Below are 26,222 nucleotides of genomic sequence, written 5' to 3'. Positions count from 1 at the left end.
TTTTTTCTCCTGAGAAGGTGTTTCTTTCCGCGTGCAAACCCTGTCTTTCTGTGGATCTAGGCTGGCACGATTGGGGTTCTGCCACGAACCATCGTCTAATCTCTTCTGGGATATCTGAGGCGGAGGGGTGTCATCTTGCCTCCTGAGCCTATCCATCAATCCCCATGCAAATCCCACCCAATCCTAAGGATCCGATGAGCTTGGACTCACCTCATCAATGGTGGAGTGGAAGCCCAGCAAATCGGTCATCCTCCGTCAAAGCAGAGCTTAGGGTAATGGACAGCCTCATGATGAATCGATTCTGGCTAAAAAAACTTGAGCGGATCCCGCCAAAAGGACAGCGCCTCGCCGCAAGGAGGGTTCAATCCACAACCGCAGGCCCTGGGGGCGGGGAGGAACGTTAATGCCCAGGCAGATTGTAATTGATGAGCAACACCGCGTCGCTGCTGTTTTTGCCGAAGACCAAGTCCAAGAGCTGATCGTTGCCAGTGGCACCTACCAGGTGGGAGACGTCTACGTCGGGATCGTCGAGAACGTCCTGCCCAGCATCGACGCTGCCTTTGTCAACATTGGCTCCGGCGAACGCAACGGGTTTATTCACGTCAGCGACCTAGGCCCGCTACGCCTCAAGCGCAACCATGCCTCCATCTCGGAGCTGGTTCTGCCACAGCAAAAGGTGCTGGTGCAGGTTATGAAGGAGCCCACCGGCAACAAAGGGCCACGCCTCACCGGCGATCTGGCCTTTCCAGGGCGGTACTTGGTGCTGCGACCCTACGGCAAAGGGGTTCATCTGTCCCGCCGCATCGAGGATCGGGAAGAACGCAATCGCCTCAAGTCGCTGGCTATTTTGATCAAACCCCCCCAGATGGGCCTGTTGGTGCGCACCGAGGCCGAGGGGGTGTCTGAAGAGGCGATGATCGAAGACCTGGAGCAATTGAAAAAGCTCTGGGAGGATATTCAACAGCAGTATCAGGCGGCACGGGGTCCGGGGCTGCTCAGCCGAGATGACGATTTTATCCAGCGAGTGCTGCGGGATGTCTACTCGGAGGACGTCAACCGCATCGTTACCGACTCGCCGGCAGGGGCGAAGCGGGTGCGTAGCTATTTGCAAGGTTGGAACAAGGGCCAGATGCCGCCCGGTATTGTGGTCGATGCCCACCGCGAACCCACCCCCATCCTGGAGTATTTCCGGGTCAATGCAGTCATCCGGCAGGCGCTGCGACCCCGGGTGGATCTCCCCTCCGGCGGCTACATCGTCATTGAGCCCACCGAAGCCCTGACGGTGATCGATGTCAACTCTGGCTCTTTCACCCAATCGGCCACCTCTCGCGAGACAGTGCTGTGGACCAACTGTGAGGCGGCTACCGAGATTGCCCGTCAACTGAGGCTGCGCAACATTGCCGGCGTGATCGTGGTGGATTTCATCGACATGGATTCCCGCCGCGACCAGTTGCTGGTTTTGGAGCACTTCAACAAGGCCCTCTCCAGCGACAAAGCTCGCCCCCAGGTGGTTCAGTTGTCGGAATTGGGGCTGGTGGAGCTCACCCGCAAGCGGCAGGGGCAAAGCCTTTACGAGATCTTCGGCCACTCTTGTCCTACTTGTGAGGGGCTAGGGATCCTGGCCCGCCTGCCAGGAGCTGAGCCAGGACGGCTGTTGACGGTCGAAAGTGGCCTGCCGGTAACGTTGCCCACTGAGGGGGAGGACGGTTCCAGCCCAAGCCTGCTCCAGGAGGGCGACTCGCAGCGGGCGGGCCTGCGGCTGGGGAGCAATGGGGTGTCGCGAACCGAAGGCCGTGTCTCCCTGAGCCGCTCCCGTACTGCCCCAGAACAGCGACCGGATCTGGAGGAATCGCGAATTGAGGTGGGGCGCAAACGCTCCCGCGACGAGTGGGTGGATCCCCGCGTAGGCCAGCGCCCGGTTTCCCGGAGCGGAGAGGCAGAAGGGGGCAGTCTGGAGGTGCCTGGGGAAGATCTCTTGCAGCCGGCAGGGGGCGGGGCGGAGCAGAAGCGCAAAGAATCCCGGCGTCCCAGCCGGGGAGAAGATGGGGAAGAGCAGGGCTCCCACAGAGACCAGCCTACCGCGGGGCGATCCGCTCGCGCCGGTGGGGTGGAGTCCTCAGAAAGCCGTCCAGCCCGGCAAGCCATTACTGTGGAGATGACCCCCTTGCAACAGCGGGTCTACTCAGAGTTAGGGCTGTCGCCGCTGTTGCTTCTGGATCAGCCACCGCCCTCGGGCCGCGACACGGTGGTTATGGTGGCCCTGCCGGGCACTGTAAAGATGGCCAGCCCGGAAGAGGCGGAGGCCGGTGCAACTTCTGCCAACGGCACGGCGGAGACGGTTGCCCCTGAAGCCGCAGCTTTGCCGGAGCAGGAGCCGGTAAATACTCTTCCCCCGCCAGCACCCTCCGAGCCGCAAACTCCTCCGCCTGTATCATCGATGGCGGAGCCGCTGGCAACGGTGACGCCCCAGGAGGTAGTCATCGACCCGTCTCAGCAATCTCCGGCGGCCTCCAGACGACGGCGCTCCCGCAGCAGCTAGCCGGCCCGCTGAGCCCGGGAGCAAACCTCGCCGTTGGTCGGTTGGCTCGGTCAAGAGGATGGTTGGCTCCGGAGTTGGGGGTGTGGACAAGGTGGTGCAGCCCAGCCTGAAGTGGGAGGGATCCCTGTGGCAACAGGGGATGCGGCGGGTGGCAGGCGTGGATGAGGTGGGGCGGGGGGCCCTGGCGGGGCCGGTGGTGGCGGCGGCGGTGATTTTGCCGGCCCATCTGGATCCGGAGGCGCTGTCAGGGGTGAGAGACTGCAAACAACTGCGCCCGCCGCAGCGCGCCCACTGGGCGGAGCGGATTGCCCAAGTAGCCCTGGCCGTAGGCATTGGCAGCGCCTCTGCCGCCGAGATCGACCAGCTCAACATTCGCCAGGCCACGCTGCTGGCCATGCAACGAGCTCTGGCGCAGGTGGGGGAAGTGGAGCACATCCTGCTGGATGGGTTGCCGTTGGCAGAGCTGGGATCCCGGCAGACGGCCCTGGTCAAAGGGGATCAGCTTAGCCTCTCCATCGCCGCCGCTTCCATCGTGGCCAAAGTCTGGCGGGATACCCTGATGCAGAGCTGGGATCACCAGTACCCCGGCTACGGCTGGCGCACCAACGTCGGCTATGGCACGCAGGAGCACCGACTGGCGCTGCAGCGCTTGGGGCCAAGCCCCCAGCACCGCCGTAGCTTTGCCCCCCTGCGAGACTTGCAGGCAGGCGAAATTGGAGGGTAGGATAGAGTCCACGTACTGCCCACGTAGCTCAGCGGACTAGAGCACTGGGTTCCGGTCCCAGGGGTCGGAGGTTCGAATCCTTTCGTGGGCGTTTCTTCCAGAAGCAGACAGCGAAGGAGCACTTCTCTCAGCAGGATCTGGATCTAGGCCTTAGCTAGGGGCTCGCAGTGGGTTCTGGTAGCACATAAACGGACTCCACCTGGCCTCCTGCTGCTGGCACGGCCTGGATGGTGCCTTTTTCGATGTGATAGATGACTTTTTCTGCTTGCAACTGATTTTCCCCTTGGCGGATGGTGACCTGGCCCTCCAGCTCGATCCGCTGCTCCCGGCTGTAGTACACCGCTCTCTGGGCGCGGGCCGTGAGGCGCTCGGCGGGAAAGCTGAGGGTGACATTGCCGGTGGCTACAAACACCCCCGTGTTGGCATTGGCCTCCTGGACATCGGCGCTGATGCTGAGGGCACGCGGGTTTTGCCCCCAAGCCAGGCTGGGGATCGCCAGCAGCAGCGCCACCCCCACCGCCCAGGCTACCCCCCTTAGCTGGCACCTGTTTTTCTGCTCAAGGTCGATCCCGACCGCCATGCGCATCACCCCAATCAAACCACCCCACCTGCCAGTCTAGCCCGGGATCCCTGGCCCCGCTGGCGGGGCAGCGCGTTAGTCCTTACCATTTCCTCCCTTGGGCAGGCCTTGGGCCAGTTGCTTTTCCAGCTCGCTGACCCGCTGCAGTAACTGGCGGTTGGTTTCCAGCAGCTCGCGGGCTTGGCTGCTGAGATAGGGATCCGATTCCCACCAGTTGATCCCAATCTCCTTGGCCTTGTCCACCGAAGCGATCAGCAGCCGAATGCGCACATTGAGCAGCTCCACATTGCCCACCGAAACGGTGATATCCCCGGCGATGACAATCCCCTTGTCCAAAACCCGCTCCAAGACATCGGCCAGAGAGGAGCCATGCGTTGCCGTGGCCAGGGGTTGAGAGGTAATAGGCACAGAGAATTTCCCTCCAAAGTGTGCGAAAGCATACAAATATCAGCCGGGCAGTTGATCCAGCAAATAGTTGAGCACCTGGGCTCCTTCCTCGTAGCGCTTGCCGGCCCTGGGCAACAGCACGTCGGCGCACAGAGCGCGAAAATCGGCATTGTCCTTGCTCACCGCCAGCTCGTGCTCCTTGACAATGCGTCCGATCATCAGACAACTGCGCAGGCTGGGGTGGCGGGTCAGATCCAATTTGCGGCGAAAAGCGCGGACGATGTGGACGATCTTGAGCGCATCAGGGGCAGAGAGACCGATGCGCGCGGTGAGGATCTCCTTTTCGGTCTCGATATCCGGCTCGCCGATATCGATGGTGATCATCCGATCCAGCAGCGCATCCTGGGCCTTGTGAACTCCGGTGTATTCCTCTGGGTTGGAGGTGAAGATGGCCCGGAACTGGGGATGCACCCGCAGATACTCCGAGCGGTTGCTGTCCGGCGGCAACACCAGCAGCCTCTCTTCCAAAGCGCTCAGGAGGGCGTTGTTGGCCTCCGGGCGGGAGCGGTTGAACTCGTCGTAGATGAGGGTGAACCCCTCGCGGCAGGCCAAGGTGAGGCGGGCATCCACCCAGCGCTGCTGCACATCCTCCTCCGTCTTCACCACCGAGTGGATAAAGTTGTCCACCACCCGCCGATGGGTAAAGCCGGTGCGCCCCCCGATCAGGTCGGAAGAATCGAAGCGATCGTCGCCGTAGATCAGCATGATGGGACGGCCCAGCAGGCTAGCCAGATGCATCGCCAGGGTAGTCTTGCCCGTGCCCGAAGGGCCCCGCAGATGCACCGCAAAACCCGATTGCAGATAGCGCAAAGCGCGGCGGGTAATCCGCTCGATGTAAGGAGTGTTTACGAACTGGCGGGGACGCGCCTGCAGAACCGTGGCCATAGCAATACCCAACTCTCAATTGCCTTGACGCTCTTGCCTCGACTATAGCGGCAACGGTCTTCTTGCGCTCACAGGTGTTAGGCCGGGATCAGATGGCAACCGTCGCTGACACCATACGCCGCAAGGTGGCCAGGATCTCGGAGGGATCCACCCCCAGATCCACCGCACCGCGGGCCAGCAGATCCCGCACCCGCTCCCGATCCCCGATCACCTGCAGCAAAGTTAGATCGGGAGCCTGCGCTTGCAGGTTGGTTACATAGTTGTTGACGTAGGCCATGATGCGATCCGAACTTGCCTCCTGCGGGGGCGCGGGCCGAACTGGAGCAGGTTCAGGTGGTGGCGGAGTCACCACAGGCTGAGGGGGAGGAGGAGCCGCCTCTTCTGAGACCGCAACCACAGGCTTTGGCAGGGAAACCTCAGCCGAAACCGTTTTCGAGGCATTGGCCGAGCTCTCAGACTTTTCACCTTCCAAGCCCTCAGAAGGGATGATGGGTTGGGCCTCTGGGATCCCATTCCCCCAGACCTGCTCGTGCAACGCCCTGCGGAAAGCCGCCAAAGCTTGCCGCAGAGCCTGGGCCTCTGCCCGCTGATCCTGAGCGACCTGAGCCAGCTCCTGCCGCGCGAGCTGCTGCAAAGCCTGTACCCGCTGCCGCAACTCAGCATAAAAAGACTGGCGAGCTTGTCGAGTTTGGCCGGCCATGGTCTGCCGGGCCTGTGCACAGGTGCTCAGCAATCTCCCCACCGTCGCTGTCAAGTTGGCTTGAAAAGTCTGCAGCTCCTGCTGCTGGGCCTGCGATTGGGCGGCTCGCTCTTGAGCCATGCGGGAGAGAAGCTCCGCCACCGCTTTGACCCGCTGGGCCACAGCCTCCATGCGAGAATGCTCGTCCAAGGCCCGCTGCGCCGCCCGGCTCTGGTTGAAGCTCTTCAGTTGCCTACGGGTTTGCTCCCTCTGTTGCCGGATTGCCTCTTGTCGTTCCCGGCGGCGTTGCTCCAGCTCGGCTATCAGAGCTCGGTGCTGCTCCAGACGCTGCTGCCGGGATTGACTGAACAAACTTTGATTCTGGGCCACCCGTTGGTTGTGGGCCATGGCCCACTGTTCCCGCAAACTCATGGCGCTCCCTCTCTCCTGTTGGTTTTTACTTTGACACTCCCACCGCCTAAAGGCGGGGGATTCTTACGCAGTCCACAAAAGAACCCGTAATGGCGTTGTCAAAGCGCCTCTAGACAGTTCCTTCACGCAAAGCCCCAAGGTTCTGCTGACTTTCTTAAGCAGGTTGGCGGCAGCATTTGCCTCAGCGTTGACCAACCACCCCTTTGCCGTTTGGTACAGGCCCCGCTTGACACGCTTTCCAGAGGGTCTCCACCCGTCGGGTTTTTCACCATAACTAGGTAGCCCATCTCCATCTAGGAAGCTTGCCTGCGAGCTGTACGCCTCCTCTACCTCAATAAATTCAATGCCATAATGCTGACTACCCTTTTGTGTGGGTCAGGGGCACTACAGCCTTTTTCCCTTCTCCCAGATAGCTGGCTTCGGCACTTGCGTGGCAATGCAAACCGGCAGGCCGCACAAGTCCTCCACCTGGGAGCGGGAATAGCCGGGCTGTTGGTCGGTCAAAGTTGGCCAGAACTGAGCAAAGCGAGGCAGAGACTCTACCCTGGTCCCTGCCTCACTAGCCACCTGCTTCGACAGGACTGCCAAGCCATAGCGGCTGCGGGAGGCAGCTGCCGCCTCTTTACAAGTGGCTGAAGACGGCCAGACTTAGACGGCAGGGGCAGCAGCAGTAGCCGTCAGGCCCACCGCCTCGGCGTATTTCAGGTAGGTTTCCACCGAAGCCACGACAACGCGAGCTTCAATGGCCAACAGCTCGATCCCCACCAGAGAAACCCGCACCCAGGCATCGACCACGATCCCTTTGTCCAAAATGCGGTCGATCACTTCGGCCAGGCTGGAAGAAGAGTTCACTTTCTCAACTGCCATGACGATCTCTCCTGCACTGATGATGGTTGGATGGTTGAAGACGAATCGGCGGCAAAATTGCAGGTTGGAAGGGATCCTAACCTTGGATCGGCCCCCTGGGGTAACACCCGCCCCTTGTATCACCCCAGCCCCATTGTGCTGGCTTTTTTCGGGGAGAACACCCGTAGATTCGCTTAAAAAACGTGACGGGCTGACAAGAGTCGCCGTCTCCTCCGAGCGCCACCCTGCCTTCATAGTACCCGCTGGTAGAGAAAATGGGTCAAAGGGTGAGAGCGTCCCGGGGAGAGGCCCTCAAGTCAGGGTGCGGGCCGGCAGGGATCCCCTATACTGAGAGCAGTGCGCTTGCCGACATGCCGTCCTTCCGCTGGCCAAGAGGGCTGCTGTGACCGAGTTCAACACCGGGATCCCAAGCGTGCGTCGCCTGCAGCGGGTGATCCGGGATCGGGAAATCGTTGAGGTTAAGCTCAATACCGGCGATGTCTTCGTCGGCCAGTTGCGCTGGCAGGATCCCGACTGCCTTTGTTTGGCCGACGCTGAGGGACAAGAATCGCTGCTGTGGCGCTCCGCCATCGCCTTCGTCAAAGTCAGACCTCCCTCCTAAACCCAAACCCCTGCAGCCCTTGGCCGTCGCTGGCTTCCCGGCGGCAAGGGTTTCTTTGGCGCACCTATCGACAGCTCTGGCCAAAGCCCCCGGCGAAAAGGCTATGATTCAGCAAGAAGTGTGAAAAAATTTACCCTCCTCCCCTCTAGCCATGTCAACCGGCCCCATCGAGCTTGCCCTGCAACCTGTCGCCCAGCGGCATAACCACTACAGCCGCGAGGATTTTTTTCGCTTCGACCGCTCCCAGGGATCCCTAGTAGACTGGACGGGCGCGCGCAACGTCTTGGTAAGCGAGGATTTTATCCTAGGTTTGCAACAGGGCCTGGAAGAAGAAGTGGGGGATGCCTCGGCCTCCTTGATGTACACCATTGGCCGCGAGTGGGGCCGCAACGATGCAATCCACTTCTCCCACTGGTTTGAGGAAGAGTATCGGCGCAAACCCAAGCAGAGCCACCTGATGTTCCTCTTGGAAACCTGGTGGTGGCCCTTGACCTCGCAAGGCTGGGGGCGCTGGGAGGTGGAGACCGAGAGCCGGCGGCAGGGGTTTATTTTTATCAACCTCTTTGACTCCGCCGTGGCCCGCACCCTGGGGGATGTGGGCAAGCCGGTTTGCCATCTCTACGCTGGCTTATTTGCCGGGTTTTTCAGCGCCATGGTGGAACGGCAGCTCAACTGCATCGAGATCCAGTGCTACTCCATGGGAGAAAGCTACTGTAAGTTTTTGCTCGGCAGCAAAGATCGCATCGATGCGGCTGCCTTTTGGCTCAACGAAGGGGCCAGCGCCAGCGAAATTGCCCAAAAGTTGCGCTCCGGTCAAGGAGTGACCAAGCCATGACAGCAGAGGTTTTTCTGGAAGAATCGGTGCAGAGCTTTTTTGCTCGCCTGAATTGGGATAACCGCCCTCTGCAAGACCCCTCGCTGCCCATGCCTTTTGTACGGGTGCGAGAGCATTTTGCCTCCATCCCCTGGACGGGGGATCCCCTGGCTTTGGCGGCCCGTTCCTTGGGATCCCTCTCGGCAGCGCTGCCGCCCCAGCCTGAAGAGGAACCGATTACTTTGGCCGATTTATTCAGCCTGTTTTGAACGCCGACACCCGCTGAGCACCCACCAACACTTTGGAGAAGTGAGATGGTGAGCCCACTGGAGCAGATGCTAATTGAGGCCGAGGCCCGCTACCTCACGCCGGAGCAACTGGAGCAGCTCAAAGCCTATGTGCTCGGCTGGCCAAAGCGGCTGCACGTGTACCGGGTCGTACGGGAAGGGGAGAGCCAGATGGTGAGCCGCACCCTAGACACCCTTCAAAAGGAGATGCCCAATCTTTCTCCGCAAACGGTAAACCTGTGCCGGCGGCACCTGCTCCTGTTGCTGCGTCAGAGCGCCCTGGCCATGTTGCTGCAGGACGAAAACCTCTTGAAGGAGCGGCTGATCGAGTGGATGGAAGAGGAGGTGCGCCTGTACGAGCTGCAGAGCGTTTATGAGGTAGTCCATCGGACTTTTCAGCAAGAGCTTAGGGATCACCTAACTCCCGGCGAACTGGAGTTCATCCGCCCCTGGATCACCCAGGTGCAGGCAGCTTTGCTCTCTTTAAACGGCCTCAAATCCGCCTAGAACCTTCCCCACCGCCTTTTGGTAACTTACCGATACTGATAACCCAGGGATCCCCTATGGCCAGCACCCCCCCCATCCCCAGCAGCCTCGCCGACTTTGACCCCTACACGCCTGTTTTGGCCAACTATTACGCGCCCAGCGCCTATCTGCAAGGCGATCTGGAGTCCGGTTTGCTGGAAAGTCGCCACGGCGACCGGCTCTTGGCCCTTCCAGAAGCATTGCTACGAGGCATCTACACCGGCTTGGAATACGAGACAGGGCAGGCCGCCCGCCTGGTATTGCGCAACTGTGGCCGTATGTGGGGCAAAGAGTTTTTCCGCCGCTTTGCCCAGGAGCTCTCCGACTACTACCAGAAGCCTTTGTCCGAGCTGGAGATGGGGCTCTTTTTACAAAATCTCAAACAAGCCTGGAAGACCCACGGCTGGGGGCTGATCGACATCGACTGGACCTACAAAAATCAGGGGGTGCTGGTGGTGTCGATCCGCAACTCTCCCTTTGCCGCTGCCACACCCCCCCACTTCAAGCGCCCGATGGGCTTTTTGGAGGCAGGGCTGTTGGCCACCTGGTTTAGCCAGCTGACCGGCCAGGATCTGGGCTGTGTGCAAACCACCAGCGAGGCTTTGGGAGCGAAGAGCAACTTGTTTATCTTGACCGCTGCCGCCCGCCTCAAGGAAGGAGAGGCCTGGGTGGACTCCGGCCTCAGCCACGACCAGATCCTGGAGAAGTTGTTACAGCCCGCCCCGTAACCAGATCCAGCAGCGGGATGGGATCCCGTCGGGACGAGTCTGTATAATTCTCTGGAAGCAGGACGAGCTCAAGCGCTTGAGGGTGTAGCCATTGGGGTGGCGGGTCAGAGCAATCCGAGGGGCCATCACCGTTCCGGCAAACACTGCCGAGGCCATTGGCGCTGCGGTGAACGAGCTACTGGACGCCCTGGAACATCGCAACGCCATCAATCCGGCGGAGTTGGTGAGCGTCATTTTCTCCGTTACCCCCGATCTCAACGCGGCCTTTCCTGCCCAATTTGCCCGCCGCCGCCCCGGCTGGGAGTTGGTGCCTCTGTTGGACGTGCAACAAATGGACGTCAACGGCGCTCTGCCCCGTTGTATCCGCGTTTTGATCCAACTGAACACCCCGCTGGCCCAGGCTGAGATGCACCACGTCTATCTGCGAGGTGCCCGCGAGCTACGGCCTGATCTCAGCCCAGTTTAGGAGGATAGCTTCTCGCGCAGCCGAGCCTCCCACTGTTGCAGTTGCTCCTGGAGAGCGGCCATCTCCGCTTCGCGACGGCTCAGCTCTTGACTTTGCCGGGTCAAAGATTGACGCCAGCTTTCGATCTCCGCCAGGTCGGCCAGGCTGCGGGCCTGCGAGAGGCTGTGCAACATCTCCACCAACTTCATCGCCGCCTCTTCCACCCGCTGCACCTGCCGATTTTCCGCAAGCTCAACCAGCAGCAATACCCCCACGTTGTAGGAGGCTGCCTCCTTAGAGGTAACCCGTTCTGGCTGGCGAAGCGGCGCCCAAACCCCACCCTCGGCTTGCTGGGCCAAGAGCTGCAGCTCCGCCTGGCCAAAAAGACTTTTCTTGTCTACCCGCGCCAGATACAGCATGAAGCCTACTGGAATGTACAGGCCATCCTAGCACCGATCCCCTTCCTTTGAGGGATCCTGCCCTAAAACCGGGATGGTTGTCCCTGGGAGGATCGATGTTAAGATCGGCTGCGAAATGGGTAAGGCCTGACGCCTTCCTGTTTTCAGCAGTTTAGGGATCCCTGGCATGTTTCTCACCCAAAGCCCCTACTTTTTGATGGCAGCGCTGGTGGCAATTGCCAGTGGGGCCATCTTTGCGGTTCGGTTCATCAAGCGAGAGGCTTCCGCAGAGTCGGATGTGATTTTCGCCACGATGGGCCTGATCTATTCCATCAGTTTGCTTCTGGAGGGTCAGCGGCTCATCCCGTTGCTGTTTTTTGCCCAGGTGCTGCTGGCGGTGATAGCTGGCTGGTTTGCCTTCGAAACCTTCCGATTGCGGATCCTCTTGAACGAAAAGGTACGGCAGGGGGGTGGAGTGCGTCCGGTCGTGGGGCCCCGGGGCTTTAGCCGCACCTATCCACCCGATGGCTATGCCCAGACGCGCAGCGTTTCCACGCGGCCTAGCGGATCCCGCATTCGCGACACCTCCTCCGCCAGCCGCTCCATTCCTGAACGCAGCGAGGAGCCAGCTCGTCGCCCGCGGCCCCAACTGACCAGCGATACCCGTGTGCGCCCCCGCCCTCGCCCGGCAGCGGAGGAGTATTACGAGGAGCAAGAGACCCGCTTCCGTCGGGACACCGAGGACGATGAGCCGGATCCCTCTCGCCGCTCGGCTGTCGAGGACTATCCCGAGGATGTGCAGGAAGAACGAGGCACAGTCACCCGCCGTCGTCCCCCCCGTCTGCCTCAAGACCAGGGTGAGAGCTACGTTGAGGAAAAACCTCGTCGTCCTTCCCGCCGTGTTGTCGAGGTGGAATCGGTGGAAGTGCAAGAGGCGGAGCCAGACGAGTACGAAGATGATTTGTTCTGACCTCACCCTCAAGCCGTCCTGGCCTGAGGGCTGCTCCTGCTGAGGCAACTCCCAACCGCCTTGCTCCCGGAGATATCCTAGGCCGGTTGGAGAGGGCCGTAGCTATCCTTGATCCCCAGGAAGAGTCGGTGCTCAGCCTGTGTTGCGCATACCGGCGGCGATGCCGTTGATGGTGAGCAGAGCTCCCCGCAGCAGCTCGGCGCGGTTGTACTGGGTGTTGTGGAAATGGGATTTTTGCTTGCCACGCAGGCGCTTGAGGAGCGAGACCTGGATAAACCCGAGGGGCACGATTGAACGGTTGCGCAGTTGCACCGAGCGCTTCAGATAGGGGTCGTTCTCCAACAGCTCCTTGTGTCCTGTAATTTTCAAAACCATCTCCCGGGTGCGGTACATCTCCTGGGCAATGAGCTCGAATAGCTCCATCGCCCGCTCCAGGCGCTCGGGGGAGCTCATCTCTCGCACGTAGTGGCGGGCAATTTGCAGATCCGCCTTGGCCAGGGTCATCTCCACTTTGGAGATCACCATGCGGAAGAAGGGCCACTCGCGGTAGAGATGCTGCAGGTGGTTGAGGTTGTGTTCGCCTTTAGCCGCGTATTCCTCTAGAGCGGTGCCCACTCCATACCATGCGGGCAAGAGAAAACGGCTCTGTGTCCAACTGAATACCCAGGGAATGGCCCGCAGGGATCCGATATCTTTCGAGTTGCCGCTGCGGCGAGCTGGGCGGGAGCTAATCTGCAGTTGGCTGATCTCTTCGATGGGGGTGACCTCGTGGAAAAACTCGACAAAGCCTTCCTGCTCGTAGACCAGGTTGCGGTACACCTGGCGAGAGCGCTCTGCCAGCGATTCCATCAGGCGCGACCACTCGTGCAGGTCGTTGGGGTAGGTGCGCAGCAGGCTCGCCTGGATGACGGCGCTGGTAACAGTTTCCAGGTTAAAAATGGCCAGATCCTGGAGAGAGTACTTAGAGGCCAACACCTCTCCCTGCTCAGTAATCTTGATGCGGCCCCCCACGCTGCGCCCCGGCTGGGCCAAGATCGCCTCGTAGGCCGGCCCTCCCCCGCGCCCCACCGAGCCACCCCGGCCATGGAAGATCTGCAACTTCACCCCATAGGACTCGGCCACCGCCTGCAGCCGCTGCTGGGCTTTGTAGATCTCCCAGTTGCTGCTTAGAAAGCCAGCGTCCTTGTTGCTATCCGAGTAGCCCAGCATCACCTCCTGTAGGTTTTCCTGCTGGGCCAGGTACTGGCGATAGAAGGGGATCTCCAACAACTGCCGCAGCACCTCTGGCGCCCCCTTTAGGTCTTCAACGGTCTCGAACAACGGCACCACCGCCAGGGATCCGCGCCCGCTGATGGGATCGTAAAGGCCCACCTCCTTAGCCAGCAGCAGCACCTCTAACAGATCGCTCAACTGGCGGCTCATGCTGATCACGTAGGTTTGGCACATGGCCATGCCAAATTCCTGCTGCAGCCGGCGCAGGGTGCGAAAGGTGGCAATCAGCTCCGCCGCTTTATCGGAAAAGGGAGCTTCTAGAGGGATGAGGGGCCGGCGGGTTTGCAGCTCCCGCAGGAGAAAAGCTGTTTTTTCCTCCTCCGTCATCTCGCTGTAGGGCCGCGGCAAGATCCGCAAGTACTCGAAGATCTCGGTGAGAGCGGCCTCGTGGTAGCTGCTGTCTTGGCGGATATCCAGGTGGGCCAGATGGAAGCCAAAGACCTGCACCTGGCAAATGAGGTGATCCAACTGGCGGCAGGAGAGGCCACTGTTTTTCAAGCTGCTCTGAATAAGCTGCAAGTCGGCCAGAAATTCTTCTGCATTGGCGTAGGCGTTGTCCAGAGGGGGCGGGACAGGCAGGCAAGCGGAGTCGGCCAAATTGCGGTTGCGCTCCCGCGTCAACTCCAGCCGCCGCTGGATGTAGCTGAGCTTGAGCCGGTAGGGCTCTTGGCGATATTGCAGCGAAAAGGACTCGTAAACCTCGGGCATGCGGCGGCGATCCTGCTCAAGGACATCCAGCAACTGGCTGTCCACATCCCCCCAGTGCAAAGAGACGCTCAGGGTTTTGGTGAGGGCCTTCACGGACTCGATGTACTTGCCCAAAATCAGGTTGCGCTGGTAGCGGGCCGTTTGCCAGGTAACGTTGGCAGTGACGGAAGGGTTGCCGTCCCGATCCCCGCCCACCCACGAGCCGAAGTTGCAAAAGCCTGCCGGCGGTGGCTCGACGCTGGGAAAGGACTTTTTCAAGCTGCGGCTGAGGTACTCATGCAGCAGAGGGATAGCCTGAAACAAAACCTCTTCAAAATAGTGCAAGGTGTAATCGACTTCGTTCAGAACGGTCGGTTTGGACTGATGCAACTCGTCGGTGCGCCACCAGAGCAGAACCTCCTCCGCCAGTTGTTCTCTCAACATCTGGGCCTGCAGAGGGTGAGACTGCTCTGCCCAGTCCAGTTGGCTGAGCAAGTGGGAGAAGGCCCGTTGCTTTTCGCGGATGGTGTGGCGGACGATCTCGGTGGGGTGGGCGGTGAACACCAGGCGGATGTGCAGCCGCTCCAGCAGCCGGCGCAGCAGTCCCGGCGGCACCCCCTGAAGCCGCAGGTAAGGGAACAGACGTTCAAATTTTTCGTTTTCCCGCACGGTGCGCTGCTGGCTGTCCACCATGCGCATATCTGAGTCTTCTGCCCGTTCGTAGTGCTGTTCAACGATGTTGATCAACTGAAAGAACAAAGCGAAGGCGCGGGCCGTTTGAATGGCTGCATCAAGGCTGAGATGCTCGACAATTTGTAGTACTTCCGGGATGGGGTACTCCAAGGCCTGCCCTTCAGGGGAACACATGGAGCGCAGCCGCTGCAACAGATCTACCAAAGGCTGCCCGCACTCCTGCAGGATTACGGCTTCCCAAAGTTCTTCCACCATTTGCAGGCGGCGATTCAACAGGTTGTTCCTGCCGTCGAGCGCTTCATCCACGGCGAGGGCACGGGCCAAGGGATCCCGTTCCGCCAGTGGAGGGGCCTCCTTCAGGCCGTTGGCAGAACCCACTGCCCGCTCTGCAGTCGTCAGGTGGGAGGAAGAGGACATGAAGGCAGCTCCTAGAACAACCATCCCAATATTAGAGCCTGTTCGCTGGAAGCGCAGATTACTCTTGGAGGAGAGCTGTCTCGGCAGCATGGCCAACTCTCCCCCTGTTTGCCCAGGGATCCCTAGAGGCGGCTACGAATAACAAATGAGTAGTTGCTGCCGGGCTCTAGTAAGTAATCCGATTTCTCCAAAAAACGGCTCAAGGGATCGCAAATCAAGGCCCGCCCTACAGAGGGTTCCACCTTCAGCTCCCCGGATCGAAAGCGCCAGCAAAAGCGCCAAACCCAACCGTTGGCGTTGACTTCCCCTTCAATGGCGCCCTCCTGCCAGGAGCGGCGGGTAATTTGTACATGGGCGGTGGTCTGCGGCAGTCGGCTCATCCAGAACCTCCCGACGGGATCCCCTGTAAGGTAGCGCGCAAACCCCTCTCCGAGAAGTCGAAGATGGGCGATGAGGGGCTAGATAGATGCTAGGTGGAAAGGGATCCCGTTAATTGGATGGTTCTCTTGCCGAGGATAAAAGCAAGCCCCCCGTGGGGGGGCTGTTTCTTCAGCTCCTGAGGCCGGTATTGATATAGAAACTATTGAGCGGCAGTTGCCAGAGCCTTGGAAGATTTTTTCTCCGGCTTCTCAGCCGCAACCTGCGCTAGCAAAGCCCGTAAGCTGGGAAAGAGAAAGTGATTTTCTTCGACATATTGCGCGCCGAATAGTCCCTTCTCCGCCCAGAAAAATCGGTCTATCGTGTGCTCGTTTCGCCGAACCAGAATCAGCGCAGGCGGCTGAATAGAGTTTTCCTGTATGTATCTCCGGGCGGCGGTTACAGACTTTTCTTCGCCGCTATCTAATTTAAATTGAGGAATATAATCTAAAATTTTGCGTCCCTCCAAACGACGGCGGCTCTTACGCTTTCTTCTCCTGACCAATGTCAGCCTCCTGTAGAAGGATTACAAGACAACCTTAAAAAATATATCAGCAATACCTAAGAAAATCAATAACTTCTACCGGCTTTTGTTATCATCCTTTACAGAAATAACAAAGGACAACGAACGTCCTCCTCCACGAGCGGAAAAGGAAGGCAACTTACCTCTGTCTCCCCTCCAAGAACTTTGCCGGGAAACTGCTTATTCAGTTGAAAAATAAACCCTTTCTCCCCGGAAGGGAGCAAAGAGAAATAGGGTATCGATTAGCTCTGATGCCTGCGAAGAAAGTCAACTGCCAGCGCAGGAGACTCCCTTCCGATCTGGCCTCTGAGCTAGCATCGACAATAAGGAACGCTCAACAGAACACATACCTAAACCTAGGTACGGGCAACTCCCCTTAGTGGGGATTAGGGTTGGCCAATTGCAACTGCGCAAACCTAGAGCAGCTTCACCAAAAGGAATACTCGCGGGGCGAGCATCCTTTGGAGAGCGTACTACGACTGTACAACCAATTTTCCGTTTCTACAATATGTCCAGGATAGGTTTCCCGTACTGCGTTAAACCCTTAGACGGCAGACAGACCTCTTGCTACTCTGGCTTCAGGGATGACCTGAGCCATAAGGGTTCCGGTCGGTCTCAGGTAGAAGCTGCAGGAGCCCCGCTTCGTACTCCCTTCCATCCCCCCGCCTCCCTGCCCCTGGTATGCGGGGGGTTGGGGGGGAAGGGAGGCGGTCGGAGCCGGGTAGCTTACTCTAGGTCGAGGGAGTTTTGGGCATGAGGAAATTCGCGTTGCTGGTGAGTCTGGGATTGATTCTGGGATCCCCGCCGCTTTGGGCGCAGGAGGCAACCCCGCTCCCCAGTCCTGCTGCAACTCCTTCTGCGGCTACAGGGGGGGCTCCCAGCCCGCAAGCTTCCCCAACTCTAACCCCAGAGCAAGTTACCGATGCTCAGGTGGAGCAGTTGGTGCAGATTCTGTTGGAATTGGATCCTTTGATCCGGGAAGCCAGCGCTCAGTTGCGAGAGACCCAGAACGAAGAAGAGTACGAGCAGATCATGCAGCGCACGGAAACCCAAGCCAGCCGCATTGTCGAGAAGCAGGGGCTGACGGTGGCCGAATATCGCGAGCTGATGACCTTGGCCAACGAAGATCCCGTTTTGAACCAGCGAGTGCGGGCCCGCTTGCAAAAAGTGATCGAAGAAAGGGAATCCTCTGCTTCTCCCCAGCCAGCCACCCCGACGCCTAGGCCCTAGGCTGAGCTGACTGCTGTTGGCCGGAGACAGAAAGAAGCCGGGGCAACCGCAAGGTAAAACAAGTGTGGTCGGCCTCGCTGTTAAGGTAGATTTTCCCTTGCAACAAGTTTACCCGTTGTTGCACAAGGGCCAAGCCCAACCCTGTCCCTCCCCGCCGCCGGGGATCCGAGCTGGGCAAGCGGTAAAACTTCTCAAATACCCGCTTTTGTTCTGCAGGGGGGATGATGATGCCGGTGTTGCCAATTTGGATTTCCAGGTGAGGAGGAGCGCTGGTGACCTGTAGGTTAATCCGGTGCTGGGCAGGAGTAAATTTCCCGGAAAGCGCCGTAAAGCCCCTATCTTTGGGCAGGGGATATAGATATAAGGCGCTTTCTGGTAACCCCGTTAGCGGGTCGGGGGCCAAACTCTACACTTGGGGTACTGAGCAACTTTTTGGCAATCTTCCCGCTCCCGTCTCTCCAGGATGAGATCCTAGAATTGGAGTCTTCTAGGATCTTTTCTGGGACTTGAGGATGAAAACTCCGCCTGAAAGGCCCGCCCCCAAAGTCCAGGCGGGATCTCTGCGAGCTGCGCTGAGCATTGCGCTGTTTCTGTTCTTACTGGCGCTGGTTTCCTACTTGAGCCTCAACTTCGTGCTGGCCTTGGTGGACAAGCTCAGCTAGCCACTCCCTGAGGCGATTCCTCGGCGCGGATCTGCCGATAGCCCTTTGTCTTCGGCAGCAGGAAAGATACAATGGATTTACAGGGCTTAACACCTTTTCTCAGTTTCTACGCTCCCCATCATGAGCCCCCTCTCATGGCTGAGACCATTTTCTTGGTTCGCAGGTTCGCCGGGATCCGCTGGGCCTTATCTTGAGTCTCAACCTGCGCTGACTTGGCCCCGCCGGGATCTGGGCTGGAGGCGCTGGCTGCGGTACCTGTATCTGCGCCTGTTGCGAATGCAATCCTCCCCCAAAGAAATTGCCCGCGGCCTGGCGGCGGGAGTTTTTGCGGGTTGTTTTCCCATCTTCGGCTTTCAAACCCTGGTGGCCCTGCTGTTGGCCGTTCCTTTGCGGGGCAACAAGCTGGTGGCGGCGGCAGGAACTTGGGTGAGCAACCCCCTCACCTATGTGCCGATCTATGCCTTTAACTACCGGGTGGGGGAATGGCTGCTGGGATCCCGAACAGCCTTTGCCACTTCGGAACTGGTGGTAGCTCAGAACTGGATGCAGTGGGGCCTGGAGGTGTCGGCCACACTCTTGGTGGGCTGTGCGTTTGTCGGGTTTTGGGGCGCCCTCGTTAGCTACTTTCTGGGGCTGTGGCTGGTGGAGTGGATCCGCCGGCGGCGGAGAAGGGGCCGGGTCTCCTGTGAAGGGATGTAGGGCGGCTCAAAAGGCCCAACCCAAAGCTGAGCTAGGCCGGGATCCCTGCCGCCTCAGACTTCGGAGATGGATCCAACTTCAGAGAACAGAAGGGTTTGACGATGGAAGATATGCGATCGCTATTAACCGATCTCAGCCGCCGCTCTCAGCGATGGGGGGAACAGTTGGGATCCGCCTTGCAGACGGGCATGAGCCAGCTTACCCAAGCTCCTCAGCCGATTGTGTTGCTCTCGTCGCGGGAGCTGGAGAAGATGCGACGGGCCTGCCGCCTGGCTGCGGATCTGCTCAAGCACCTGGAGCCGATGGTGCAGCCGGGGGTCACCACCCAAGAGCTTAACGACGAGGCGGAGCGCTGGACGCGGGCCCACGGGGCCAGGAGCGCCCCTCTGGGCTACCACGGCTTTCCCAGGTCCATCTGCACCAGCGTCAACCACGTTGTCTGCCACGGCATTCCCAGCCCCAAGCAGGTCCTGCGGGAAGGGGACATTATCAATATCGATGTCACCCCCGTTTTGGATGGCTACCACGGCGACACTTCCAAAACGTTCTTTGTCGGGCAGCCTTCCGAGCGGGCGCGGCGTCTGGTGGAGGTGGCGGAAGAGTGCCTGCGGCGGGGCATTGCCGCCGTGAGGCCAGGCGGCAGAGTTGGGGATATTGGGGCTGCTATTCAAGAGTACGCCGAGTCCCAGGGCTACAGTGTGGTGCGGGACTTTGTCGGCCACGGGGTAGGACGGCAGTTCCACACGGCGCCCCAGATCCCCCACTACGGCGAACGGGGGAAGGGGGAAAAACTCCGCCCCGGCATGGTGTTTACCATCGAGCCGATGATCAACGAAGGCACGTGGGAGGTGAAGGTGCTTGCAGACGGGTGGACTGCTGTGACGGCAGACGGCAAGCTCTCCGCCCAGTTTGAACATACGGTTGCCGTTACCGAAACCGGCGTGGAGATCCTGACCCTACCCTCCTCCGGCCCTTGAGCAGGTATGAATAGCGCTAGCGTTGCCGATCCCCGCCTGCGTCTTTCCTCTGAGAATCTGCTGCTGCTGCTGGCGGCAGCGGCGGGGCTGGGCACAGGTTTGTTGGTGATCGGGTTTCGCTATCTCATCGGCTGGTGTCGCTATCTTTTGCAGGATACTCTCGTCGACAGCATTGTCAGGGCTGCGCAACAACACGGCCTGTTGCTGCTGGGATCCTGGGCAACCATTTTGGCGCCGCTGCTGGGGGGTCTGTTGATCGGCACCCTGGGGGTGGTTCTGCCTTTCCCCAACCTCAGCCTCTCCAGTTTGGTGAGTGCCAACCGGCCTCTCGCCCCTTGCCCAGAATGGATCCCACTTAAGCTGGTGGCTGCCGCCGTCTCGTTGGGGGCGGGAGCTGCGCTTGGGCCGGAGGCCCCCAGCGTGGAAAGCGGGGCCCTACTGGGATGCCTGCTGGGGCAAAACCTGCGCCTTGCGCGGGAGCGGGTGCAACTGTTGATGGCCGCCGGGGCGGCGGCGGGGCTGGCGGCGGGGTTTAACGCGCCGATTGCCGGGGTGTTTTTGGCGCTGGAGCTGGCTTTGGCCCGCACGTTCACCACTTCTGCCGTCAGTGTGGTGGTGTTGGCAGCGGTGGTGTCGGCCCTGATTGCCCAGGTGGGGCTGGGGGCGCAGCCGGCCTTTTTGCTGCCGACCATTACGCAGCCGGCTTTTGTCTTGCCCGCCTACGAGCTGCACAGTCTGCTGGAGGTGCCCCTCTATTTGGGTTTGGGCCTTTTGGCCAGCTTGGTCTCCATCGCCTTCGGCTATGCACTGGAATGGGTCAAGCACCTGTTCGGCAGTGGCCCCCTGGCGGCCTGGCCAGCCTGGAGCAAGCCGATTCTGGGCGGTGGGATCCTGGGCTGTGTCGGCCTGGGGATCCCGTTGGCCCTGGGGGTGGGCTACGAGACCATTGAGTCGATCTTGCAGGGGGTGCCCTTTTCCCTCGGCCAGCTTAGCTTGCTGTTGCTGGGCAAGGTATTCCTCAGCGCGGTGAGCGTGGGCAGCGGCTTTGTCGGGGGAACCTTTGCCCCGGCTTTGTTCTTGGGAGCGGTGCTGGGGGCAGGCTACGGCCAGGTGGTGGGAAAGGCTTTGCCTGCTATTGCCCTCTCTCCCCCTGCCGCCTACGCCATGGTGGGTATGGGGGCGGTATTGGCGGCCAGCGTGCGGGCTCCCCTGACGGCCATTCTGCTGCTGTTTGAGATGACGCGGGACTACCACATCGCCTTGCCGGTGATGGCGGCGGTGGGCCTGAGTATCTGGCTGACGGAGCAGTTGCACCCGCCGGCCATCTACCCCTCCGCCCGTCGCAGGCAGGAGCCGAAGGGCCTGACGGTGCAAGAGGTGATGGTGCCCCCTTCTCTGCTGCTACCCCAGGATACGCCCCTGCGGGAGGCGCTGGAGCGCTTGCTGCAGCAAAAGTGCCACAGCGCTTTGGTGGTGGACGGGCAAGAGCGGCTGCGGGGCATTCTCACCCTGGAAGACCTGGAGCGGGCCCTGGCCCACAAGCAGGCCGGGGAACTGGCCGAGCTGACGGTGGAGCAGGTCAGCCAGTCGCCTGTGCTCACCACTTTCCCCGACGAAGCCGTGGCGGTGGCCGCCGAGCCGCTGTACGAATACGATTTGCGCCAGTTGCCGGTGGTCTCGCGGGAGGATCCGGAGCATGTGGTTGGCCTCTTGGATCGGGAGCGGGTGTTGCTCTCCCAAGAGATCGAATCTGTGCGGCAAGTCCTCGAGCCGGAAGTTCCTGCCCCAGGTGGGGTCGAAAACGGGATCCCTGCCCAGCCCACTCCCTCTTCCCCTGCGCCGGCAGACTAGGGATCAGCGCTGCCGCAGCAGGGCGGAGGGGCATTCGTGTCGCAGAGGGCAGCGGCCACATTCGGGCATGCGCGCCTTACAGATGCGTTTGCCCAGCCGGATCAAGTTGACGTGCAGGGAATAGGCCTTGCCCGCCGGGATCCGCGGCGACAGTTGGGCAAAGGTGTCGTCGGGGTGTCTGGCCCGCACCAAGCCAAGACGGTTGGCCACCCGATGCACATGGGTATCCACCGGGCAGAGATCCCGGCCCAGGCCAAACAACAGCACGCAGGCGGCTGTCTTCAGTCCTACCCCCTTCAGGGAAAGGAGATAGGCCAGAGCGTCCGCGTCGTCCAGATCCCGCAAAAAGTCCAGGCTCAGGGATCCCTGTCGCTTGACAATGGCAGCCAGAATCTCCTGAATGCGGGCTGCTTTGAGTTGGGCCAGGCCCCCGGGACGGATCACCTGGGCCAGCTTGGTTGGATCAGCAGCTAAGACAGCTTCCCAGGAGGGGAAAGCGGCTTTGAGGGCGCGAAAGGCGCGGCTGCTATTGTGGTCGGTGGTGTTCTGGGAGAGGATCGTGCCCACCAATTCGTCCAAGAGGTCGGGATAGAGGGGCAGACCATCAGGGCTGCGAGGACGTTGGGGGATGCCAAAGCACTGTTCCAGGCGCGCCAACAGTGATTCCAGCACGACGGCGTTGGGGCTCGCCTCACCAGGACGAGGTTCCAGCCAGGCTGAAGTCTCCATGGCTGCGGCAGGCTCAGGCAGGCGGCGGGCAAGAGGATCCCGATCCAATCTCGGCTGTACCACGGCTGGCCCCTTGGGGGAGTTAACGGGCGGAATCTCGGCAGATCTCCTGGAGCAGGCGGGCAACTGCCTTGCTGGCAGCAGGAGGAGCTGTCGCCTTCAAGTTGGCGGCCATTTGGGCAACCACCTGGGGCTGAGCCAACCAGGCCAGGGCCGTCTGCCGCAGCAAGTCCAGATTCGCTTCCGATTCTCGCATGACCACTCCCCCGCCGCGACCCACAAAAGCCAGGGCGTTGTGGTACTGATGATCCTCGGCGGCAAAGGGGTAGGGGATCAAAATGGCCGGGGTGGCGGTGGCCCACAACTCCGCCAAGCTGAGAGCGCCAGCCCGGCTGATGGCAAAAGTTGCCCGCTGCAGCAAGGCGGCCACATCGGCGCGGAAAGGAAAAGCGCGGTAGCGGGGGTGGGAAGGGATCCCGACCTCACTGCCGCCGGTCAAATGCACAATCCACGCCCCTGCCTCCAACCAGGCGGGGGCACAGGCGGCAACCAGGCGGTTCAGGCCCCGCGCCCCCTGGCTCCCCCCCATCACCACAATCAAAGGATCCCCCTCTGGAATCGGCAGATCCGCGGGCAAGGGCTGGGGCTGATAGAACTCCGCCCGCACTGGCGTGCCCACCACCCGGGTAACTGCCCCTGGCAAATGCTCTGCCGTTTCCGCCATGCCCAGGGCCACCAGCCGGCAAAATCTTCCCAGCCAGCGGGTCACCTTGCCCGGAAGGCAGTTGGACTCGTGCAGCAACACCGGCACCCCCAGCGAGCGAGCTGCCAAGATGGTCGGGGCGGCGATGTAGCCGCCGGTGGTCAACACCACGTCAAACTGGCCTGAAGCCAGGATCTGCCGCACCTGCAGCGTTGCCCGCGCCAACTGAACCAGGGATCCCAGCTTCTGCCAGGGGGATCCCTGCCAGCCGGACATGGCCACTCGGTGCAGCGGGTAGCGGTCCGGCACCAGCTTCGCCTCCAGCCGCTGCGGCACCCCCAGCCACTCAATCTGCCAGGTGGGCAACTGCTCGACAACGGCCAGCGCCGGAAAGATATGCCCCCCCGTCCCGCTGGCCGCCACCAGCAGCCGTGGTGGTGAGGTGGGATCCCTCCTGTCTCCATTCACCCTAGGACTAGGACGGGGAATTGCTGTAGCCAACGTAGCGCAAAAGCGTGCCCCGCTGCCCCAAGATAAATCCTCGGTCGGGGCCAAAGAACTCGATGCTGTAGAAATTGGCGGGAATGTTGCTCAATTTCTTGGCCTCCTCCCAGGTCTTGCCGCCATCGGGGCTGTGGATCAGAGTGCCGCCGCCGCCCACCACCCAGAGGTCGTGGTCGTTCTGGTAGGCCGCATTTAGATAGCCAAAGCTGAGGGCACGCCCGGGTCGCAACGGCTTGGACCACTCGCCGGAGGTGAAGTCACTCGTGAAGGCGATCTCCGCGCCTTGGTTCAATTTCCAGGCGCTGCCGTTGGGGCCAAAGCCCATGTTCTGAATGCGGCGAGAGCTTTCCCGCGGATACGGCTTCCAGGATCGGCTTTCTGGAGTGTAGAGAAAGTAGAAGCTGCCCCGCGACGACACGGCCAGATACTCTCCTCCTGGGCCGCGGGCAATGTTTTTAATCGCCCCAATCGGCTCTTCCACCTGGGCATGCCAGGTCTGTCCTCCATCTTCCGTGCGGTAGATGGCCCCCACATTGGTTACCATCTCAGCCGCTCCAGGACCCAGGGCTTGGATTAGGATCGGCTCCCCCGGCAGTTGCTTGCTGAGACGAATGGATGTCCAGTCGGATCCCTCGTTGAGCGTGTGGAGGAGGATCCTCGGCTGCCCCACCACCCAGCCTTCTGCTCCGGCAAAGCTAATCGAGCTCAGATAGGCTTCCGGCTCCAGTGCCGTCAGCTTGCGCACCTGCCAGTGGAGGCCGCCATCCTGAGACTCCAACAGCGTCGCTTTATCGCCCACCAGCCAGCCATGAGAAGGGTTGGTGCCGGTGAAAGCAATGTCCAGCAGAATGTTCTGGGTGGGCACCTCGACTTGTTGCCAGGGCACCACCTTCATGTCCGGCATCCGCGCCGCCATCAGCAAGAGAGAGAAGGCAGCTAGCAGCACCAGTCTCCAGAGCTTAAGCATTTTGGCCATCACTCGACGAAATAGAAACTCATCAAAAACAAAAATCCCAGCGCCAACCCCAAGAAGATGAGCAGGTTTTTCTGGGCAGGGGTCATCACATTGACCCCCAGGCCATAGCGCAAGTTCTCTTGAAAACCGGAAGGCTTGCCCTTGGCGCCCACCGCTTGAAACAGGCGCTTGCCGGCGCGGCACACCGGACATCTCCAGTCGGCGGGCAGCTCCTCAAAGGGCACACCTGCCGGGATCCGATTGAGCTGATCCCCCTTGGCCGGCTCGTAAACATAGCCACAAGAGCGACATTCATAGCGCTGCATGCGCAGGGGATCGCCAACCTGTGCATCGGTTTCATCTTCCGGCAACTCGATCAGCTTCGGTACCCTAGAGGGCTTGGGCTGGTTGACGGGATCCGGTTGCGAGCCATTCATGGTCTGGGAGGCATTTGCATCATCAAATCTTATTATGAGAGGAATTGTTACAAAAATCTACTCGGCCTTCTGCTCCTTTCCTTTCTCAGACCTTTCCTCAAAGCATCGATTGCCAACTCAGGGGGCAGGGAGATTTTGCGGAGTTAAAAACAGCCACGAGATGGGATCCCCTGGGACTCGGTCTTGAACAGGGGCATACCTGGCCTCTCTTGACACCTCTCTGGCAGCGTCAAGGAACGTCGTCTCACTCGCCAGCAGGGCAAGGGCTCTGGCAGACAAACCGGCCAGGGTTCACGCCTCGGATCCCATGCTATGTTTTGACTATCCTATTCGCGTGTTGTGCCAGTGGGTGTCCGCTATGACCACGCCCCCTCGCCGACCTACCCTTAACCACGTGTTGATCGTCAAGGATCGCCACGGGCCAAAGGCCTACTGGCTGACAGCCGAGCTCTATTCCTTGGGGCGGGATCCGAGCAACAGCATCCGCATCGACTCCCAATACGTCTCCCGCCACCACGCCATTTTAGTGAAGACCGAATCTCCCTCCTCTCCCGATGGGTTTACTTACCAAATCATCGATGGAGACATCCATGGCACGCCCAGCACCAACGGCCTTTACATCCGGGGGGAGCGGGTGGAGTTTCGCGATCTTGAGGACGGAGACGAGATCCAGTTTGGCAACGACGCTACTGCCACCTACTCCCTGCAAGCTCAGGATTTGGACAGGATTCTCTCCTCCTTTGAAAATACCCAGATCGTTGGCCTGTGAGAGCCGACTCATCAGTCAGGGGGAAGGTTTTGGCGAGGTAGGATGGTTGCCGGCGGGGGATGCTCAACTCCTTGCAGCGCGGCAGCTCCCTGATTTAGAGGCCTGCAGCTTGCCGTCGCCAGTGGTGGGGAGGAGCGCTGCCCGCCACTGTGGAACGGGTAGGCTGCTACTGGGCAGCAAGCGCTGACCGCAGTCTGCAAGCCGGCTCCAACTCCAGAGCCGGCGACCAAGAAAGGCCTACAGCTCGCTGGCGCGAGCCGAGGGAGTAACCGGCAGCCACGCTCCAGAAGGGAGCGGCGTCGCGCTAGTAGTTGGGCGTCCTACCAGTTGCGGCAAATTGATTACCTACGAAGTGCTGTGGGCAGGGGTAGCGATGGTGTGGGTGCCACCTGCCTACAGGTCTCAGACCTGCCACCAGTACTTGTAGATTGGCCAACGGGAAGGGAAGCGATTCCGTTGTAGTCTGGGTTTGCCTTTACCTCTGGGTGGTGATGCGGATTTTGTTTCCCCGCTGGCGCTTTCGCGGCGGAGAGTGGCTGGGGCCATGGCCTCGCTCCGACAACTAGAGAGAGATGGAGGGATCCATTGCCGTCAGAATCGGGCTGGGAGAGCTTCCCGGAGAAGCCTGGGTTTTGAACAGGTCTGTACAGGCTGAGGGGAGCTGAGAGTTATTGCTGATCCAGAGTTTCGCCCCATGCAAGTGCTGGCGCCAAGATCAACCTCTACCTGAAAATCCTCGGATCCCGTCCGGATGGGTATCCGGAGATGTAGAGTTT

Annotated in this window: 29 protein-coding genes, 1 tRNA gene and 1 pseudogene; 17 read left to right on the top strand and 14 right to left on the bottom strand. The window is 60.4% G+C overall.

The window, feature by feature from the left end; all coding sequences use genetic code 11:
* Positions 1-403 precede the first annotated feature (403 nt).
* The 3 genes from SYN63AY4M2_RS03550 to SYN63AY4M2_RS03540 all read left to right on the top strand — a co-directional run bounded on the left by SYN63AY4M2_RS03550 (position 404) and on the right by SYN63AY4M2_RS03540 (position 3,354).
* A complete protein-coding gene (locus tag SYN63AY4M2_RS03550) occupies positions 404-2,539 on the top strand; it encodes an Rne/Rng family ribonuclease (protein ID WP_099884167.1) in 2,136 nt (711 codons plus the stop codon).
* Positions 2,540-2,678: 139 nt separating this feature from the next.
* Positions 2,679-3,263: a ribonuclease HII gene (locus tag SYN63AY4M2_RS03545; protein ID WP_206336863.1), complete on the top strand. Its 585-nt coding sequence runs from the start codon at positions 2,679-2,681 to the stop codon at positions 3,261-3,263.
* A 17-nt stretch (positions 3,264-3,280) separates the two neighbouring features.
* A tRNA-Arg gene (locus SYN63AY4M2_RS03540) sits at positions 3,281-3,354 on the top strand.
* 63 nt (positions 3,355-3,417) lie between these two features.
* Here the strand turns inward: SYN63AY4M2_RS03540 and SYN63AY4M2_RS03535 are convergent.
* From SYN63AY4M2_RS03535 to gvpA, 5 genes are all read right to left on the bottom strand, one after another.
* Positions 3,418-3,849 carry an LptA/OstA family protein gene (locus SYN63AY4M2_RS03535; protein ID WP_228375437.1) on the bottom strand — a complete coding sequence of 144 codons (432 nt, stop codon included), beginning with the start codon at positions 3,847-3,849 and terminating at the stop codon, positions 3,418-3,420.
* A 69-nt stretch (positions 3,850-3,918) separates the two neighbouring features.
* Positions 3,919-4,251, bottom strand: a complete 333-nt coding sequence (locus SYN63AY4M2_RS03530; RefSeq protein ID WP_011429713.1) for a gas vesicle protein — start codon at positions 4,249-4,251, stop codon at positions 3,919-3,921.
* Positions 4,252-4,290: 39 nt separating this feature from the next.
* Positions 4,291-5,175, bottom strand: a complete 885-nt coding sequence (gvpN, locus tag SYN63AY4M2_RS03525; protein ID WP_011429714.1) for a gas vesicle protein GvpN — start codon at positions 5,173-5,175, stop codon at positions 4,291-4,293.
* Positions 5,176-5,263: 88 nt separating this feature from the next.
* A complete protein-coding gene (gene gvpC, locus SYN63AY4M2_RS03520) occupies positions 5,264-6,286 on the bottom strand; it encodes a gas vesicle protein GvpC (protein WP_099812338.1) in 1,023 nt (340 codons plus the stop codon).
* 648 nt (positions 6,287-6,934) lie between these two features.
* Positions 6,935-7,153, bottom strand: a complete 219-nt coding sequence (gene gvpA / locus SYN63AY4M2_RS03505; protein ID WP_011429717.1) for a gas vesicle structural protein GvpA — start codon at positions 7,151-7,153, stop codon at positions 6,935-6,937.
* Between the two features lie 382 nt (positions 7,154-7,535).
* Between gvpA and SYN63AY4M2_RS03500 the strand changes: the two genes are divergently transcribed.
* The 6 genes from SYN63AY4M2_RS03500 to aroH all read left to right on the top strand — a co-directional run bounded on the left by SYN63AY4M2_RS03500 (position 7,536) and on the right by aroH (position 10,574).
* Positions 7,536-7,754, top strand: a complete 219-nt coding sequence (locus SYN63AY4M2_RS03500; protein ID WP_011429718.1) for a hypothetical protein — start codon at positions 7,536-7,538, stop codon at positions 7,752-7,754.
* A 151-nt stretch (positions 7,755-7,905) separates the two neighbouring features.
* Positions 7,906-8,589 (top strand): V4R domain-containing protein, encoded by a 684-nt coding sequence (locus tag SYN63AY4M2_RS03495; RefSeq protein WP_011429719.1) that lies wholly within the window; start codon positions 7,906-7,908, stop codon positions 8,587-8,589.
* Positions 8,586-8,837 (top strand): hypothetical protein, encoded by a 252-nt coding sequence (locus SYN63AY4M2_RS03490; protein ID WP_011429720.1) that lies wholly within the window; start codon positions 8,586-8,588, stop codon positions 8,835-8,837. Before SYN63AY4M2_RS03495 ends, SYN63AY4M2_RS03490 begins: the two co-directional genes overlap by 4 nt.
* Positions 8,838-8,882: 45 nt before the next feature.
* Positions 8,883-9,362 carry a hypothetical protein gene (locus SYN63AY4M2_RS03485; RefSeq protein ID WP_011429721.1) on the top strand — a complete coding sequence of 160 codons (480 nt, stop codon included), beginning with the start codon at positions 8,883-8,885 and terminating at the stop codon, positions 9,360-9,362.
* Between the two features lie 56 nt (positions 9,363-9,418).
* The gene (locus SYN63AY4M2_RS03480) at positions 9,419-10,108 is read left to right on the top strand and encodes a V4R domain-containing protein (protein WP_011429722.1); all 690 of its coding nucleotides are present in this window, start codon (positions 9,419-9,421) and stop codon (positions 10,106-10,108) included.
* Positions 10,109-10,199: 91 nt separating this feature from the next.
* On the top strand, positions 10,200-10,574 hold the full coding sequence (gene aroH / locus SYN63AY4M2_RS03475) for a chorismate mutase (RefSeq protein WP_011429723.1): 375 nt from the start codon (positions 10,200-10,202) through the stop codon (positions 10,572-10,574).
* On the opposite strand, the gene SYN63AY4M2_RS03470 is transcribed toward aroH, so the two are convergent.
* Positions 10,571-10,972 (bottom strand): hypothetical protein, encoded by a 402-nt coding sequence (locus SYN63AY4M2_RS03470; RefSeq protein WP_011429724.1) that lies wholly within the window; start codon positions 10,970-10,972, stop codon positions 10,571-10,573. The genes aroH and SYN63AY4M2_RS03470 overlap by 4 nt on opposite strands.
* A gap of 166 nt (positions 10,973-11,138) precedes the next feature.
* Here SYN63AY4M2_RS03470 and SYN63AY4M2_RS03465 point away from each other — a divergent pair, with 166 nt between their 5' ends.
* Positions 11,139-11,921 carry a Ycf66 family protein gene (locus SYN63AY4M2_RS03465; RefSeq protein WP_099834639.1) on the top strand — a complete coding sequence of 261 codons (783 nt, stop codon included), beginning with the start codon at positions 11,139-11,141 and terminating at the stop codon, positions 11,919-11,921.
* 132 nt (positions 11,922-12,053) lie between these two features.
* Here the strand turns inward: SYN63AY4M2_RS03465 and ppc are convergent, their stop codons facing one another.
* The 3 genes from ppc to SYN63AY4M2_RS03450 form a co-directional block, all read right to left on the bottom strand.
* Complete coding sequence (ppc, locus tag SYN63AY4M2_RS03460) at positions 12,054-14,990, bottom strand: phosphoenolpyruvate carboxylase (protein ID WP_099887211.1); 2,937 nt, start codon at positions 14,988-14,990, stop codon at positions 12,054-12,056.
* A gap of 122 nt (positions 14,991-15,112) precedes the next feature.
* Positions 15,113-15,370 (bottom strand): DUF3146 family protein, encoded by a 258-nt coding sequence (locus SYN63AY4M2_RS03455; RefSeq protein ID WP_011429727.1) that lies wholly within the window; start codon positions 15,368-15,370, stop codon positions 15,113-15,115.
* Positions 15,371-15,570: 200 nt separating this feature from the next.
* On the bottom strand, positions 15,571-15,912 hold the full coding sequence (locus SYN63AY4M2_RS03450; protein WP_041438161.1) for a DUF3155 domain-containing protein: 342 nt from the start codon (positions 15,910-15,912) through the stop codon (positions 15,571-15,573).
* Between the two features lie 771 nt (positions 15,913-16,683).
* On the opposite strand from SYN63AY4M2_RS03450, the gene SYN63AY4M2_RS03445 reads away from it, so the two are divergent.
* Positions 16,684-17,160, top strand: a complete 477-nt coding sequence (locus SYN63AY4M2_RS03445) for a DUF4168 domain-containing protein (RefSeq protein ID WP_011429728.1) — start codon at positions 16,684-16,686, stop codon at positions 17,158-17,160.
* On the opposite strand, the gene SYN63AY4M2_RS03440 is transcribed toward SYN63AY4M2_RS03445, so the two are convergent.
* Entirely contained in the window at positions 17,150-17,563 is a 414-nt protein-coding gene (locus tag SYN63AY4M2_RS03440; RefSeq protein WP_099812334.1) for an ATP-binding protein, read from the bottom strand. The genes SYN63AY4M2_RS03445 and SYN63AY4M2_RS03440 overlap by 11 nt on opposite strands.
* Positions 17,564-17,672: 109 nt before the next feature.
* Here SYN63AY4M2_RS03440 and SYN63AY4M2_RS13740 point away from each other — a divergent pair, with 109 nt between their 5' ends.
* From SYN63AY4M2_RS13740 to SYN63AY4M2_RS03425, 4 genes are all read left to right on the top strand, one after another.
* Positions 17,673-17,822: a hypothetical protein gene (locus SYN63AY4M2_RS13740; RefSeq protein WP_011429730.1), complete on the top strand. Its 150-nt coding sequence runs from the start codon at positions 17,673-17,675 to the stop codon at positions 17,820-17,822.
* A 207-nt stretch (positions 17,823-18,029) separates the two neighbouring features.
* Positions 18,030-18,521 (top strand): DUF2062 domain-containing protein, encoded by a 492-nt coding sequence (locus SYN63AY4M2_RS03435; RefSeq protein ID WP_346426062.1) that lies wholly within the window; start codon positions 18,030-18,032, stop codon positions 18,519-18,521.
* Between the two features lie 188 nt (positions 18,522-18,709).
* On the top strand, positions 18,710-19,498 hold the full coding sequence (gene map, locus SYN63AY4M2_RS03430; protein WP_011429732.1) for a type I methionyl aminopeptidase: 789 nt from the start codon (positions 18,710-18,712) through the stop codon (positions 19,496-19,498).
* A 6-nt stretch (positions 19,499-19,504) separates the two neighbouring features.
* On the top strand, positions 19,505-21,349 hold the full coding sequence (locus tag SYN63AY4M2_RS03425; protein ID WP_099884161.1) for a chloride channel protein: 1,845 nt from the start codon (positions 19,505-19,507) through the stop codon (positions 21,347-21,349).
* Positions 21,350-21,352: 3 nt separating this feature from the next.
* On the opposite strand, the gene nth is transcribed toward SYN63AY4M2_RS03425, so the two are convergent.
* Genes nth through SYN63AY4M2_RS03405 form a run of 4 tightly spaced genes read right to left on the bottom strand, consistent with a single transcriptional unit; the run spans position 21,353 to position 24,677 of the window.
* Positions 21,353-22,141 (bottom strand): endonuclease III, encoded by a 789-nt coding sequence (gene nth / locus SYN63AY4M2_RS03420; protein WP_228375438.1) that lies wholly within the window; start codon positions 22,139-22,141, stop codon positions 21,353-21,355.
* Between the two features lie 19 nt (positions 22,142-22,160).
* Entirely contained in the window at positions 22,161-23,249 is a 1,089-nt protein-coding gene (gene murG, locus SYN63AY4M2_RS03415; protein ID WP_011429735.1) for an undecaprenyldiphospho-muramoylpentapeptide beta-N-acetylglucosaminyltransferase, read from the bottom strand.
* A 7-nt stretch (positions 23,250-23,256) separates the two neighbouring features.
* The gene (locus SYN63AY4M2_RS03410) at positions 23,257-24,261 is read right to left on the bottom strand and encodes a photosynthesis system II assembly factor Ycf48 (protein ID WP_049749720.1); all 1,005 of its coding nucleotides are present in this window, start codon (positions 24,259-24,261) and stop codon (positions 23,257-23,259) included.
* Positions 24,261-24,677 carry a rubredoxin gene (locus SYN63AY4M2_RS03405; RefSeq protein ID WP_346426045.1) on the bottom strand — a complete coding sequence of 139 codons (417 nt, stop codon included), beginning with the start codon at positions 24,675-24,677 and terminating at the stop codon, positions 24,261-24,263. Before SYN63AY4M2_RS03405 ends, SYN63AY4M2_RS03410 begins: the two co-directional genes overlap by 1 nt.
* Before the next feature lie 358 nt (positions 24,678-25,035).
* On the opposite strand from SYN63AY4M2_RS03405, the gene SYN63AY4M2_RS03400 reads away from it, so the two are divergent.
* Both SYN63AY4M2_RS03400 and SYN63AY4M2_RS14100 read left to right on the top strand, forming a co-directional pair.
* The gene (locus SYN63AY4M2_RS03400; protein WP_011429738.1) at positions 25,036-25,446 is read left to right on the top strand and encodes an FHA domain-containing protein; all 411 of its coding nucleotides are present in this window, start codon (positions 25,036-25,038) and stop codon (positions 25,444-25,446) included.
* A 267-nt stretch (positions 25,447-25,713) separates the two neighbouring features.
* Positions 25,714-25,873, top strand: a pseudogene (locus SYN63AY4M2_RS14100) (RNA-guided endonuclease TnpB family protein); the annotation flags it as partial.
* Positions 25,874-26,222: the final 349 nt, after the last annotated feature.

This window comes from Synechococcus sp. 63AY4M2 (assembly GCF_002760475.1).
Lineage (GTDB): Bacteria > Cyanobacteriota > Cyanobacteriia > Thermostichales > Thermostichaceae > Thermostichus.
Note: the sequence above shows the minus strand (reverse complement) of the source record. Positions and strands in the feature narration are given on the sequence as shown.

Bases quoted from the DNA above. Each gene is read 5' to 3' on its own strand.
- SYN63AY4M2_RS03495 (WP_011429719.1), top strand. From the start codon at position 7,906: ATGTCAACCGGCCCCATCGAGCTTGCCCTGCAACCTGTCGCCCAGCGG.
- SYN63AY4M2_RS03400 (WP_011429738.1), top strand. From the start codon at position 25,036: ATGACCACGCCCCCTCGCCGACCTACCCTTAACCACGTGTTGATCGTC.
- SYN63AY4M2_RS03410 (WP_049749720.1), bottom strand. From the start codon at position 24,261: ATGGCCAAAATGCTTAAGCTCTGGAGACTGGTGCTGCTAGCTGCCTTC.
- SYN63AY4M2_RS03485 (WP_011429721.1), top strand. From the start codon at position 8,883: ATGGTGAGCCCACTGGAGCAGATGCTAATTGAGGCCGAGGCCCGCTAC.
- SYN63AY4M2_RS03465 (WP_099834639.1), top strand. From the start codon at position 11,139: ATGTTTCTCACCCAAAGCCCCTACTTTTTGATGGCAGCGCTGGTGGCA.
- SYN63AY4M2_RS03550 (WP_099884167.1), top strand. From the start codon at position 404: ATGCCCAGGCAGATTGTAATTGATGAGCAACACCGCGTCGCTGCTGTT.
- SYN63AY4M2_RS03425 (WP_099884161.1), top strand. From the start codon at position 19,505: ATGAATAGCGCTAGCGTTGCCGATCCCCGCCTGCGTCTTTCCTCTGAG.
- SYN63AY4M2_RS13740 (WP_011429730.1), top strand. From the start codon at position 17,673: ATGAAAACTCCGCCTGAAAGGCCCGCCCCCAAAGTCCAGGCGGGATCT.
- SYN63AY4M2_RS03470 (WP_011429724.1), bottom strand. From the start codon at position 10,972: ATGCTGTATCTGGCGCGGGTAGACAAGAAAAGTCTTTTTGGCCAGGCG.
- SYN63AY4M2_RS03445 (WP_011429728.1), top strand. From the start codon at position 16,684: ATGAGGAAATTCGCGTTGCTGGTGAGTCTGGGATTGATTCTGGGATCC.
- SYN63AY4M2_RS03535 (WP_228375437.1), bottom strand. From the start codon at position 3,849: ATGCGCATGGCGGTCGGGATCGACCTTGAGCAGAAAAACAGGTGCCAG.
- SYN63AY4M2_RS03455 (WP_011429727.1), bottom strand. From the start codon at position 15,370: ATGAGCCGACTGCCGCAGACCACCGCCCATGTACAAATTACCCGCCGC.
- SYN63AY4M2_RS03405 (WP_346426045.1), bottom strand. From the start codon at position 24,677: ATGAATGGCTCGCAACCGGATCCCGTCAACCAGCCCAAGCCCTCTAGG.
- gvpC (WP_099812338.1), bottom strand. From the start codon at position 6,286: ATGAGTTTGCGGGAACAGTGGGCCATGGCCCACAACCAACGGGTGGCC.
- ppc (WP_099887211.1), bottom strand. From the start codon at position 14,990: ATGTCCTCTTCCTCCCACCTGACGACTGCAGAGCGGGCAGTGGGTTCT.
- gvpN (WP_011429714.1), bottom strand. From the start codon at position 5,175: ATGGCCACGGTTCTGCAGGCGCGTCCCCGCCAGTTCGTAAACACTCCT.
- map (WP_011429732.1), top strand. From the start codon at position 18,710: ATGAGCCAGCTTACCCAAGCTCCTCAGCCGATTGTGTTGCTCTCGTCG.
- gvpA (WP_011429717.1), bottom strand. From the start codon at position 7,153: ATGGCAGTTGAGAAAGTGAACTCTTCTTCCAGCCTGGCCGAAGTGATC.
- SYN63AY4M2_RS03490 (WP_011429720.1), top strand. From the start codon at position 8,586: ATGACAGCAGAGGTTTTTCTGGAAGAATCGGTGCAGAGCTTTTTTGCT.
- SYN63AY4M2_RS03545 (WP_206336863.1), top strand. From the start codon at position 2,679: ATGCGGCGGGTGGCAGGCGTGGATGAGGTGGGGCGGGGGGCCCTGGCG.
- SYN63AY4M2_RS03480 (WP_011429722.1), top strand. From the start codon at position 9,419: ATGGCCAGCACCCCCCCCATCCCCAGCAGCCTCGCCGACTTTGACCCC.